10 protein-coding genes are annotated in these 13,029 nt (G+C 63.4%); 4 read left to right on the forward strand and 6 right to left on the reverse strand.

Annotated features, from left to right (window positions below):
* Positions 1 to 52: 52 nt before the first annotated feature.
* The gene (locus GBB14_RS07135; RefSeq protein ID WP_225976632.1) at positions 53 to 3,523 is read left to right on the forward strand and encodes an arabinosyltransferase domain-containing protein; all 3,471 of its coding nucleotides are present in this window, start codon (positions 53 to 55) and stop codon (positions 3,521 to 3,523) included.
* A gap of 373 nt (positions 3,524 to 3,896) precedes the next feature.
* On the forward strand, positions 3,897 to 4,922 hold the full coding sequence (locus GBB14_RS07140; RefSeq protein WP_151529628.1) for an NADP-dependent oxidoreductase: 1,026 nt from the start codon (positions 3,897 to 3,899) through the stop codon (positions 4,920 to 4,922).
* Positions 4,923 to 4,983: 61 nt separating this feature from the next.
* Here GBB14_RS07140 and GBB14_RS07145 read toward each other — a convergent pair whose 3' ends face one another.
* The 4 genes from GBB14_RS07145 to GBB14_RS10750 all read right to left on the reverse strand — a co-directional run bounded on the left by GBB14_RS07145 (position 4,984) and on the right by GBB14_RS10750 (position 8,898).
* Positions 4,984 to 6,597 carry a DUF885 domain-containing protein gene (locus tag GBB14_RS07145; RefSeq protein WP_151529629.1) on the reverse strand — a complete coding sequence of 538 codons (1,614 nt, stop codon included), beginning with the start codon at positions 6,595 to 6,597 and terminating at the stop codon, positions 4,984 to 4,986.
* Between the two features lie 208 nt (positions 6,598 to 6,805).
* The gene (locus GBB14_RS07150) at positions 6,806 to 7,219 is read right to left on the reverse strand and encodes a hypothetical protein (RefSeq protein ID WP_151547675.1); all 414 of its coding nucleotides are present in this window, start codon (positions 7,217 to 7,219) and stop codon (positions 6,806 to 6,808) included.
* Positions 7,220 to 7,234: 15 nt separating this feature from the next.
* Entirely contained in the window at positions 7,235 to 8,143 is a 909-nt protein-coding gene (locus GBB14_RS07155) for a PrsW family intramembrane metalloprotease (RefSeq protein WP_151529631.1), read from the reverse strand.
* Positions 8,140 to 8,898: a hypothetical protein gene (locus tag GBB14_RS10750; protein ID WP_255443793.1), complete on the reverse strand. Its 759-nt coding sequence runs from the start codon at positions 8,896 to 8,898 to the stop codon at positions 8,140 to 8,142. Before GBB14_RS10750 ends, GBB14_RS07155 begins: the two co-directional genes overlap by 4 nt.
* A 51-nt stretch (positions 8,899 to 8,949) precedes the next feature.
* Here GBB14_RS10750 and GBB14_RS07165 point away from each other — a divergent pair, with 51 nt between their 5' ends.
* Together GBB14_RS07165 and GBB14_RS07170 are read left to right on the forward strand one after the other, a co-directional pair.
* A complete protein-coding gene (locus GBB14_RS07165) occupies positions 8,950 to 10,920 on the forward strand; it encodes a M13 family metallopeptidase (RefSeq protein WP_151529632.1) in 1,971 nt (656 codons plus the stop codon).
* Positions 10,921 to 10,998: 78 nt separating this feature from the next.
* Positions 10,999 to 11,829: an alpha/beta hydrolase fold domain-containing protein gene (locus GBB14_RS07170; RefSeq protein WP_151529633.1), complete on the forward strand. Its 831-nt coding sequence runs from the start codon at positions 10,999 to 11,001 to the stop codon at positions 11,827 to 11,829.
* A gap of 31 nt (positions 11,830 to 11,860) precedes the next feature.
* Here GBB14_RS07170 and GBB14_RS07175 read toward each other — a convergent pair whose 3' ends face one another.
* A complete protein-coding gene (locus GBB14_RS07175; protein WP_151529634.1) occupies positions 11,861 to 12,703 on the reverse strand; it encodes a VOC family protein in 843 nt (280 codons plus the stop codon).
* A 3-nt stretch (positions 12,704 to 12,706) separates the two neighbouring features.
* Entirely contained in the window at positions 12,707 to 13,006 is a 300-nt protein-coding gene (locus GBB14_RS07180; protein ID WP_151529635.1) for an RNA-binding S4 domain-containing protein, read from the reverse strand.
* Positions 13,007 to 13,029 lie beyond the last annotated feature (23 nt).

The following is a 13,029-nucleotide window of genomic DNA, read 5'->3' on the forward strand; positions in this document are numbered from 1 at the left end:
CTCGGTCGCGCATGACTGGGGCTGCGGCGGCGAGGAAGTACAATGATCCCTTATGTCCACTCCTGTCCTCGCTTCATCTGACCCTGCAGATTCTCTCGGCAGCAGCGAGCACGCCCACCCCCCACGCACGGGGCTCAAGGCGTTCTCGGTGATCACTGGTCTGCTGGGATTTGTGCTGTTTGTGCTCACCCCGTTGATGCCGATCAACCAGGTGCAGTCCTCCTTCAGCTGGCCGCAGGGTGATCTCCAATCCGTGAACGCCCCGCTCATATCCTATGCTCCCGAGCAGCTGGATGTGCGCATGCCGGTGGATGCGGTGGATGATCTCCGCGAGGGCCAGAATCTGCTGCTCTCCACACTGCCGCAGGATTCCGCCGAGGCGGCCAACCGTGGCCTCATGATCCGCAGCACCGATGGCGATCTGGTGGTGTCCACGCTCAAGGAAATCCTGGTGCGCCTCACCCCAGAGAAGGTGAAGGATCTCCGCGGCGAGGTGCTGGATATCTCCGTCGGAGTGGATGGCGCCCGTGTGAGCGCCAAGGGCACCACCTTGGGAGAGGTGGATACGGATCAACGCCCCCAGGTCAGCGGCATCTACACCGAGCTCGATGACACGGGGGAGAACTATCAGGCGCTGGTGGATCAGGGGCTGAGCGCCCAGGTGGAGATCAACTCCCGCTTCACCTCCTCGCCCACCCCGCTGAAGCTGGCGTGCATGATAGGCGGCGTACTGCTCACCGTGGCCTCTTTGGCCGCGCTCTACCGCCTAGATCGTGCCGATGGCCGTGGCTTTATGGAGATTCCCGCGGAGTGGAAGAAGCTGCGCGTCACGGATCTCGTGGTGCTGGCCGGTATCGCCTTCTGGTACGTCTTTGGCGGCAATACCTCCGATGATGGCTTCATCCTCACCATGGCCCGCGCCAGCGAGCACGCCGACTATATCGCCAACTATTACCGCTGGTATGGCGTGCCGGAGTCGCCCTTCGGATCCCCCTACTATGATCTGCTGGCGGCGATGGCGCAGATCTCTACCGCCTCGATGTGGATGCGTCTGCCGCAGCTGGTGGCCGCCATTCTTACCTGGCTGTTTGTGTCGAAGTCCATGCTGCCGCGTCTCGGCGAGGCCGTTGCTTCTCGACGCATCGCTCGCTGGTCCGCAGCGCTGCTGTTCCTCGCTTTCTGGACTGCCTATAACAACGGCCTGCGCCCCGAGCCGATTATCGCCTTGGGCGTGGTGGTCACTTGGGTGTGCTTCGAGCGTGCCATCGCCACCTCCCGTCTCTTTCCCGCCGCCCTCGGTGTGCTCGCCGCCGCCTTCTCGCTGTCGGCCGGGCCCACTGGTCTGATGGCCGTGGCGGCGCTGCTCGTCAGCCTCGCCGCCCTGGTGAAGATCCTGGTGGCGCGGTTGAAGATCATGGGCTCCGGTCCCACCGCCTTCAATGTTGCGGCGATCATCGCCCCCTTCCTGGCCGCCGGTACCGCCGTGATGGTGGCCGTCTTTGGCGATCAGTCCCTGGCCTCCGCTTTGGAGTCCACCCGGGTGCGCGGACTGGTGGGCCCCTCCCTGGCCTGGTACCAGGAGTACAGCCGCTATGCCGCTCTGCTGCTCGGCAGCGTGGACGGTTCGGTGGCCCGCCGTTTCCCCGTGCTCATGGCGTTTTTCGCCCTCGCCGTGGTGCTCTACGCCAAGGTGCGCTCCACCCATATTCCGGGCACCAATGCCGCCTCCATCACCCGCCTCTTGTTGGTATTCGCCGGCGCCATGTTCTTCATGACGTTCACCCCCACCAAGTGGACCCACCACTTCGGTGTGTGGGCTGGGCTCAGCGCCGCCGTGGCCGCCGTGGCGGCGGTGTCCTTGGCCAATTACGCTCGCCAATCCCGCTCCACCCAGCTCTTCTTGGGCGCGGCGGTGATGGCGGTGGGCGCGGTGAGCCTCGCCGGCATCAATGGCTGGTGGTACGTCTCCAGCTTCGGTGTGCCATGGTGGGATAAGACCCCGCAGATCTTCGGCATCGAGTTCGCCACCGTCGCCCTCGTATTCACTTTGCTGGTGGTCGGTATCGCCGTGGTGTCCTCCTTCCTCGACACACTGCGGCGGCCGCAAAATGTCTCCGCCGCGGAACAAGAGGACAACGCCCGGCAGGCCCGCATGGCCGATGCGCTGTCGAAGAGCCCCACCAAGGACGAGGCCATGGCCGCCGCCCAGCGCGAGAGCGAGCGGGAACAGCAGGCCCAGAAAGCGGCCTCCCATTCCCGGACCGGCCAGCTCTTGGCCGCCCCCATCGCCATTGCCTGCGTGGGCATTTTGATCATCAGCTATGGCTCCTTTGCCAAGAGCTTCCTGCAGCAGTGGCCGCAGTACTCCATTGGCACCGGCAACGTCCGCGAGCTGGGTGGAACCACCGGCCAGCTGGCCAATGACGCCGTGATTGAGACCAATACCAATGACTCCTTCCTCGCCCCTGCCGATGGCAAGGATTTGAAGGATTCGCTGGATAATGGCGAAAACTCCTATGGCTTCGGGCCCAATAATCTGCCGGTGCGCTTGGATGTCTCTGGCTACCGCGCTTGGCCAGAAAGCGCCGCGGAGGCGCTCGACGGCCCCCAAACCAACATCGAGATCCAGGAATCGGTGGTGGGCCAGCCGGTGGGCACCGAGGGCGGCTTCAACACCACAACCGGCATCAACGGCTCCCACGCCAAACTGCCCTTCGGCCTCGACCCAGCAGAGGTGCCGGTGCTGGGCTCCTATCGCCACAATGATCAGATCCCGGCCGCGGTGACCAGTGACTGGTTCTCCCTGCCGGCCGAGCGCAGCGAGGATGCGCCCATCGTAGTGATCACCGCCGCCGGCTCCACCGAGCGCAAAGACGTCAATGGCGATCCCATCGAAGGCGAAACCTTGGTGGTGGAATACGGCCACCGCGACGCCGATGGCTCGGTGAAGATGCTCGGCGAATACGAGCCCATCGACGCCTTCCGCGACGATATCTGGCGCAACCTGCGCGTCCCGCTGACCGATCTCCCCGGTGAGGCCAACGTGATCCGCATCAAGGCCGAGGATGATTCCCTCTACCCGGGCCACTGGCTGGCCTTCACCCCGCCGCGCGTGCCCACCTTGGCCTCCGTGAACACGCTCATTGGCAGCGATACCCCGGGCCTGCTCGACTGGCCGGTAGCCCTGCAGTTCCCGGATCAGCGCAGCTTTGACCACTATGCCGGTGTCACCGAGATTCCGCGCTACAGAATCTCGCCGGATAAGCCCGGTAAGGAATCCCTCTCGGGTTTCCAGGACTTCACCGGCGGTGGCGCCCTCGGTACCGCCGAGGCAGTGAATACCTCCTATGAGGCGCCGGGCTATCTGAAGAATGATTGGAAGCGCGACTGGGGCAGCCTGCAGTACTACGCACTACGCACCAACTCTGAGGGCGAGGCGCCTAAGGAGGCCGCGATCGACACCGAGACCATCACTCGCTCTGGGTTGTGGAAACCCTCTAAGATGCAGACCTTCCGCAACTAAGTTTCATATTCGCACCCACCGCGGCGGTGACAGCGTTCATGCTGTTACCGCCGCCTTGCCTAATTTGGGACTATGTGGGCACCTCTCGAAGTAGAGTGCGTTTACCTTGTCCTGTAGCTGGCCTGAGTGCACCAAGGATCGCCAGATGTAGTTGGTTAGATCTCTAAAGCCTCGAGCGATGCCACGTAGGTCCTCGAACTGGTCATGTGGCCTTGGGGGATTGTCGGGCTATCTGATATGAGTGATTATCCTGATGGCATAAGCCGCACAGATCGGGAAACCGTAAAGACGTTCGCCTCACCCGCCCTACCGCTGAAGTGGTGGTGGAACTGCTCTAGAAATACGTACGGTTACGTATGCGTTGTGCGGGAGTATGAGTACTTCCACAACCACCACCCGTATTGTCCTGGCCTCGCGCCCACATGGCGCGCCCACCCAGGAGAACTTCCGAACCGAAACCGCTGACCTGCCGGAGCTGGCCGATGGCCAGCTGCTGCTACAGACCCTGTATCTGTCTCTCGATCCCTATATGCGCGGCCGGATGAGCGACGCCGAGTCCTATGCCGACCCCATCGGCATAGGCGAGACCATGGTGGGCGCCACCGTTGCCCGCGTGCTTGACTCCCGCGATGAGCGCTTTAGCACCGGTGATGTGGTGCTCAGCTACAGCGGCTGGCAGAGCCACTCCGTGGTACAGGCCGATCACGTGCGCCGGCTGGACACCTCTACGCAGCTGCCACTATCCACGGCCCTGGGCGTGCTGGGCATGCCCGGGTTCACCGCATGGGCCGGTATGAACAATATCGGCCACTCGAAGCAGGGAGAGACCGTGGTGGTGGCTGCCGCCACCGGGCCGGTGGGCAGCATGGTGGGCCAGATCGCACAGCTCCATGGCGCCCGAGCCGTCGGAATCGCCGGCGGGCCGAAGAAGGTGGCCTACCTCAAGGAGCTGGGCTTTGATGCCGCGATCGATCACCGCGCTGATGACTTCGCCGAACAGCTGGCCGCCGCCACCCCCGATGGCATCGATGTGTACTTCGAAAACGTCGGCGGCAAGGTGTGGGATGCGGTGTTACCGCGGCTCAACACCTACGCCCGCGTCCCCGTCTGTGGCCTAGTCTCTGGCTACAACGCCACCGAGCTGGCCGCCGGCCCCGACCGCTCCGGCCAGCTCATGGGCACCGTGCTGAAGAAGTCCCTCACCCTTCGCGGCTTCATCCAGGCCGAATACGCCGATCAGATGGGCGACTTCCTCGCCGAGATGACCCCGCGCGTAGCCGATGGCTCCATCACCTATCGCGAAGATGTGGTGGAGGGCCTCGACAATGCCGTGGAGGCCTTCATCGGTCTGCTCACCGGCGACAACTTCGGCAAGCTCATAGTCAAACTCGCCGACTAGCGGTGCTGCGCAGGCTTATCGACGCCCACCCGCGGGCAGCGTCAACAAGCCTGCTCCATCCCTACACCTGGGCCATGACGACCTCGCGCAACACACCCAGCGGGAGTGTGCCCTCGCGCAGCGCGAGGCGGTGGAACTCCTTCAGCTCGCCGGGGCGGGCAGCCAGGAAGTCATCGCGCAGCTGCTCCCACAGGCGCTGGCCCACCTTGTAGGAGGGAGCTTGCCCCGGCCAGCCCAGGTAGCGATCCACCTCGAAGCGGAGGAAGCCATCGGCCATGGCCACGTTGTTCTTCATGAACTGCCAGGCATAGTCCGCATCCCAGGTGCCACCATCGGGAGTGGTTTTACCCAAGTGCACGCCAATGTCCAGGGCCACGCGGGCCGCGCGGAGACGCTGCCCGTCGAGCATGCCCATGCGGTAGCCGGCATCGGGAAGAAACCCGAGCTCATCCATGAAGCGCTCCGCATAGAGCGCCCAGCCCTCGGCATGGCCGGAGTTGAATCCCATCTGGCGGCGCCAGCTATTGAGGTGCTCGGCCTCATAGACCTGCTGGCCCAGCTGCAGGTGATGGCCGGGCACGCCCTCGTGGTAGACGGTGGTGAGCTCCTGCCAAGTATTGAAGGTGTCCTCGCTCTCCGGCACGGACCACCACATCCGGCCCGGGCGGGAGAAATCGGCCGAGGGCTCGGTGTAGAAGATGCCGCCGGTACCGGCCTTGTCGATGCAGCACTCGATGCGCTGCACCGGCTCGGGGATATCGAAATAGGTGCCGTTCATTTTCGTGATCACATCATCGGCGATCTGCTGCATCCACTGCTGCAGCTCCTCCACGCCGTGCAGTTGATAGGTAGGATCGGCGTTGAGTCGCGCACAAGCCGCGCTGGGGCTGGTGCCCTCCCCGTAGAGCTCGGCGGCGCAGACCTCTTGCTCGGCGATGATCCGCTGCAGCTCCTCCAGACCCCACTCATAGGTATCGTCCAGATCGATGCGGTGACCCACCCACAGGTGGCTGGCCACCTCGTAGCGATCTCGGCCCACCCCATCCGCGGCGGTGGCGTGGGGTGCGATCCGCTCCTCTAAGAAGGTGGCCAGCTCCGCGGCTGCTTGCTTTCCCGCCGCCACCTGCTCGGCGGTGGCCTCGGCCTCCGCGCCATAGACATCCAACAGGGATTTCTCGGCGGCCATGGCCTGCAGCTGCTCGATACCGCGCTGCACCTGCCGCTGCGCGGGCACCAGACCGTGGGAGGCGCCCTCGGCGAGGGTCTGAGCGTATCCGCGATAGGCCTCGCCCATGCGTGCAATACGCGCGGCCACATTGGCCTTGCCCTCCGCAGTGGAGATGTCCATCTGCGCCAAGGTGTCGCGCACACTCTGAATCGGGCAGGCAATGTTATTGAGATCCCTGAAGGCTTCTCCCAGCGCGTGGCGATCCAGGGCCACGCCGAGGCGATCAAGCATCGCCGCCTTCGTCACCGACTCGCCCTCGTCCACCGGCTCGGCCTGCTGCAGCTTCTTCACAGTCTCCCGCGCCAGGTCAGCCTCGGCCTCCACCCCAGCCGGGGAGTAATCGCCCCAGCGGTCTTGATTCTCCTCCAAGCCCAAGGCAGTGGCGAATTCGGGCGAGAGTGCAATACTCGCTTTCACATATTCGTCAGCGATCTGATTAATAGTCATACGCTACAGATTAGGGGAGAAAACACTGCGCGATCACACTTCAGAGGCTGGTCTCGATGCGGGATGCAAGACCGGGGCGCGAGAGCGGCGGGCCGCAGCCGCCCCCGCAGCAGCCACCGACACAGGTCTTACGTCCACGCAGAAAACCCCCATCGAACCGCACTGAGCTGTGCGTCGCTGGGGGTCTGGTGTGGCCGTGGCCGTTGTCTTAGTCGTCTACATCGATTTCATCAACGGTGCCATCCTCGAGCACTTCCACCTCGATGGCACCATCGCGATAGGTCCAGTGATCATCGTCGAAGGTGGCACTGCCACACTGGTCTTGCACCAGCTGGGTTACGCGGGGCTTATCCACCCCAGCACGCACCACGTCATCGTCGAGGAGATCATCCTCGGCGTTATTGGAATAGGCACGGATCTCGCAGGGCGCAGTACCACCCACGGGGGTACGGGTGGCGGGTGCAGCGCTCTCGGTCTCGGTGACAGTTTCTACCTGAGACGTCTCGCCGTTCACGGTGGCGGTTTCGGTGACAGTATCAGTGGTGGTTTCGCCAGAGTCACCACAGGCCGCTAGGCCCACCGCGGCGACGGCAAGGGCAGCGTAGCTCAGCATCTTTTTCATAATTGAAAAATTAATCTATGACGGCACCGAAGTTGTAGACGGGGGTGCCAAGAGTGGCTGGTCGCAGAGTACATAGCCTGTATCGCGCTTAGCTTGTTTCCACAACCGCACCAGAAGAACGATGAACAGCCCGTATATATAGCAGCCTGCCAATACGATGGAGACTCCCATCGCCACCGTGTTTCCCCACTGCAGGTTCCACCAGAAGTGGCCCACGAAGGAGGCCAGCAGCCAGCCGAGAGCGATGAGGATGCGGCGAGACGTAGACAAGCGTGCAACCTTCGACCCGCCGAACAGGGCATAACCCACACCCCAGCCGGCGATCGCGGAGAGCACCACGTGCAGCCCCACGCCTAAGAGGGTACGCAAGCCCCACATGTGCAGCGCGCCCCAGAGATCTGATGCGGGGTGATACACGGCACCGACAGTGCCGTACAGCAGGTTTTCGGCGATCTCAAAGCCGAGCCCTACGAGCGCACCGGTGATAAAGCCATGCCACGGGCGGTTAAGGAAACGGAAGGAGAAGATGATGAGTACCACGCCTAGGACTTTGGAAATTTCCTCCGGATAGGCGCCGCCTAGGGAGGCTTCCACCATGTCCCAACCGAGCTTGGAGGTCAGCGCCATAATCGGCCCACCTGAGAGCATGGTGAGCTCGAAAGAAGCGAATGCGCCCCAGCTCATCGCCGATAACACCCACCACAGCACCTGGCTGCGGCGCAAGCCCGGCGCGGTGCGAGCAGAGGGCCACAGCGGGGTACGACGGAGCAGGGAAATTATCACTACCGCATAGAGCACAGCGCAGGGAATACCCACGACGAAGCCTTGCGGGGAGAGCACAGCGGTACCGCCAATCAACACCAAGCCGATGGGCGCACAGATGGCAATCATCACGATCATCGTGATGCGGAAAATCGAGCTCATGCCACATCCTTTTCTCGGTTCGGAGCCTGCACCGTCTCCTCGGCCGGAGCTTTATCTACACGGGGTGCGGACGGGGCAGCCTCTCCGTCCAGCTGGCGTTGTAACTGCTCAGGATGCACCCGTGGGGCAAGCGGAAACTCGCCTTCGAGAAGGTTCTTGCCGTATGCGACCGTGCCTCTCTCGACCAGTGCCACTGGCTCCTCGCCGGTGAGCGAGGCAAACACAGCGGCCCCAATGTCTGGAGCATTCTCACCAGAGACGAGCGCCACCATCGTTGTCCCTTCGTGCTCACCAACGCCGACGGCAGAGAACGCCACATAGCCGCTATCGCTCGCGATCACATAGGCGTCGCTGACATGCTCGCTGTCCACGTTGAGAGTAAACACCGCCTCATCCGTGGGCAGTCCGGTCACGCGAATGGCTCGCACCATGCGCTGCAGGGCCAGCACTGGGTCATCAGTGCTATCAATGACAGTGGAGGTGATCCGCGCGCCGGGACAATCGAAGGCGGTCACCAGCGGATCGGTTCCATCATGTGGACAGGAAAGCTGCAGCTGCTGCTGTGCTGGGTCCAGATAGACGGGTATCTCCCAAGTGTTATTTGCGCCGGTGAGCACCACCGGCTTTGCGCCTACGCTGAGGCGCTCAGGGATTGCGGCATTGATAGCCAGCGGCAACGCCAGCACAACACTGCCCGCAACCATCAATGACCACCAGCTTTTCATACCGGCGGACGGTTTCAAGGAATTGCGCATAGCCACTAGTGTAAGTGGGAAGCAGGGTGAGTCCTAGCTACGCTGGTACTCATGAGACTTTATGATTTGTTTGATCTTGTCAACGGGGAGTGGATCGATTCCACCACCATCCCAGCCGACCGCGGCATCTACGGCGCCTTCCATGCACTGCGCGATCGCGCCGAGGATGATGTCCGCGCCCTCATCGAGGGCGGCTCCTCGCGCGCCAGTGCCCTCTACTCCTCCTTCATGGACACCGAGGGTATTAACCAAGCCGGTGTTGCGCCCATCGCTCCGCTTATCGACGCCATCTCCCAGGCCATCCAGCCCGCCACCACTGACTCCGACGCCGGGGTGGATAAGACCCGCTTCGCCCGTGCTGCTGGCGCGCTCTACCGCGAGGGTGTGCCCTCGTTGTTGGGCTGCTACATGGCCAAGGATGCTGGCAGCGAAAACGTGGTCGCCTGGGCGGACCAGTCCGGTCTGGGTCTGCCGAACGAAGCCTATTATCGCGAAAAGGCTCACGCCTCGGTGCTTCAGGCCTATGAGCAGCATGTGGCCACCATGCTCGAGCTCGCCGGTGTTGCGGAGGGAGATGCGGCCGCGGATGCCGCGGGGCGCATCGTAGCCTTCGAGATCCGGATCGCCTCCGGCCACCGCGATGTGGTGGCCTCGCGCGATGCGCAAAAGAGCTATAACCCGATCGCAGTCTCCGAGCTGCCCGAGTTTAGCCGCGAGTTCCTGCTGGCCAGCGGGCTTGCACCCGACACCACCGTCATTGTGCGCAACAAGGACTTCCCCGAGTTCATCGATACCCTGCTCGCGGAGGTCGCGCCTGAGGATCTGCGCCTATGGGCCTGCCGCAGCATCATCTCCTCCTTCGCCTCCATGCTGCCCACCGAGCTGGAGCTGGAGAATTTCCGCTTCTACAACGGTGTGCTGCAGGGCTCGACCGAACAGCTGCCCCGATGGCGTCGCGCTGTGTCCTTCGCCGACTCGGCGGTCTCCGAGGAGATCGGCCAGCTCTTCGTGGAGGAGCACTTCCCGCCGGAGTACAAGGCAGAGATGGAGCGCCTCGTGGACTATCTGCTGGGCGCCTATCGCGAGCGCATCAGCCAGCTGGAGTGGATGACGCCCGCCACCCGCGAGCGCGCCCTCGAGAAGCTGGGCACCTTCAAGGCCAAGATCGGCTACCCCGATACCTGGCGCTCCTACGACTTCGAGGTCTCGGCCGCTGGCGCCGATGTGGTAGCTAATGCCCGTGCCGCCTCCGCCTTCGAGCACGACTACCAGGTGACCAAGGTGGGCAAGCCGTCCGACCGCGAGGAATGGTTCTGCCCGCCGCAGATGGTCAACGCTTTCTATTATCCGATGCAAAATGACATCACTTTCCCGGCCGCGATCCTGCGCCCGCCCTTCTACTCCCCGGAGGCGGATGCCGCCACCAACTTCGGCGCTATCGGTGCCGTGATCGGCCACGAGATTGGCCATGGCTTCGATGATCAAGGCTCCCGCTACGACGGCCAGGGCAGCCTCAACGATTGGTGGAGCGCCGAGGATCGCGCCGCCTTCGAGAAATTGACCGCCACCTTAGTGCAGCAATTCGACGGCCAAGTGCCCTCCGTCTTGGCCGAGTCCGAGGAAGACAGCGCCGGGGTTAATGGCGAGTTCACCCTCGGCGAGAATATTGGCGATCTCGGCGGCCTCGGCATCGCCGTGGTGGCCTATCGCCGCTGGCTCGATGATCAGGGCTTGAGCTTCGACACCGATGAGAAGCTGCGCGTGGACACCGAGGGCGCCCGCCCCGAACTGGATGTGGAACTCACCGGCCTGCAGCGGCTCTTCGTCTCCTGGGCCCGGGTGTGGCGCACCAAGATCCGCCCGGAGCTACAAAAGACCTACCTAGCTGTGGACCCGCACTCCCCCGCCGAATTCCGCTGCAACCTCATCGCCGGCAACGTGGCCGAGCTCTATGAGGCCTTCGAGGTCGATGAGAGCTCCCCGATGTATATCCGCCCCGAGGACCGAGTGAGCATCTGGTAACACCCGGCAGCCGCACAGGACATCTCCTTGGCTAGACTCTAGGCACCATGCGCGATTGCTAGTGAAGGGGATGTTCTCGTGTCCGATAGCTCCACCACCGCCGCCGAATCCGCGGAGATGATGCCCGCCGCCGAGCAGCTCGAACAGCTGCTCTGGTACTTCTCGGAGCACTATCCTGCACCGGATTTCACCCCGCCGTGGCAGGGCGGGCGCACCGAACCAGCCGATGCCGAACGCTGGGTCTCCCACATCGTGGACCGCACCACCCATGCCGCGATTCTGCAGCTGGGCACAGCGGTGGATCATCGCATGCCGCAGGTGGCCTGGACCGACCAGGTGGAGCTCGCCCCACTGGGCAGCCACACCCTCATCACCGTCGATGATCCCAGCTCCACGGCGATCCTCAGCGTCCATGGCGGCAGTGGCTTTTTCGGCGGCGGCGCCTTCCGCGATGTCTACTGGCAGCCGCTGGTGGCCGCGCTGGCCCAACGCAGCGGCGCGCGGGTGATAGACGTGCACTATCCCCTGCACCCGGCAGAGCCTGCAGCCGCCCAGGCCGCAGTGCGTGACGCCCTCAGCGCCGCCCGGCAGCTGCAGGGGGTGGATCGGGTCATCGGCTTCGGCGATGGCTATGGCGCCGCCCTCCTCGGCGCTCTCGCCCTCGAGCTCGACGGGCTCATCCTGCGCAACCCGCAGCTCGGCGGCGGCGCAGAGACGGTCGAACTGCCCGACGCTGAGACCTGGCCGAGCACCCTCATCCAGCAGTTCAGCCATTCCAGCTGGGCCGATGAGAACGCGCTCTCCGAGCTCAGCGAAGCGCAGACGGTGCATTACTACGCAGCAGACTATCTCGCCACCCCGCAGCAGGCCCGCCAGCTCATCGAGGACGCCGCGGACTTCTGCCGCTAGGGGGATAGCGGCGAGGTGGCGTCGACAAGCGCTAGTTCTGGATGTCCTTACGCAGCTGCTCCACATCAATATCGTGCAGCGGCGCGGCCTCGTCGAGGAATTCCTCCTCTTGGGGCTCTTCAACCTCCACCAGGGTGACCACCGCGCCGGTGGAATCCGCCACTAGGGCCAGCGCCCCGAAATCGGAGTTCATGGGCGGGCGAATCACCTCGCCGCCGAGATCCTCCACCATCTGCACCGCGAGGCGCAGATCCTCCACACCAAGGAAGGACTGCCAAAAGCTCGGCACCTGGGGCGGGAACTGGCCGGCAGCATCATAGATTCCAGCGAAGGCCGCGCCCTCAGCCAAGGCCATGGTGTAGCCCTGGCCGGCATCGTTCTCCACGGTGTGCAGAGTCCACTCGAAGAGCTCGGCATAAAACTTCAGCGTGTCCTCGTGATTCGTCACGGTGGTCAGCTCATGCCACACACTCGTGCCCGGCTCGCCCGCGGCTACGAAACGCTCCTCGCCGTCTGGCTGGATCACACCGAATAACGCGCCGGAGCTATCGGCGATCACCACCATCTGGCCCTGGCTGGTGGGCAGCGGCTCGGTGAGGCAGCGCCCCCCGAGCTCCGGAACGCGCTCAACCACATGGTTAATGTCCGAGGTGAGGAAATACGTCACCCAACTATCGGGCTGCTGCGAATCCTCCGGCTTGGCCACCAAGCCTGCCACTGGCATCCCGTTTTTCGTGGCGAGCAGATAGCCCGAGGAGAGCTCGGTGTAGTCCCAGCCGCACACCTTGGAGTAGAAATAGCGCGCCTTGCGCAGCTCCGAGGTGGACAGATCGATCCAATAGGGCATCCCGTCCTGGCTCATGAATGCTGGCATGGCTTAGAGATTCCTCCACTTCTCAGGGTCGAAGTCATCATTCGCGGTGGCCTCATCAAAGAAGTCATCCTCGTCATCAGAGGTAGACACCCGTGCCTGCAGTCCTCCGACGCGCACCAGATCACCGGCGTGCAGAATTTTGCCGCGGCGAGTTTCTTGCTCATCGTTGACATACACCTCGCCCTCGGCGATAGCGGTCTTGGCCGCGCCGCCGGTCTCGACGAGGTTGGCGAGCTTCACGAACTGCCCGAGCTTAATGGTCTCGGTTTTAATCGCTACATCAATTACATGTGAATTGTTCATCGTGTCCTCAGTGTAGTCAGCGC

The sequence above is a fragment of the Corynebacterium sp. 51B genome (assembly GCF_008930785.1).
GTDB lineage: Bacteria > Actinomycetota > Actinomycetes > Mycobacteriales > Mycobacteriaceae > Corynebacterium > Corynebacterium megadyptis.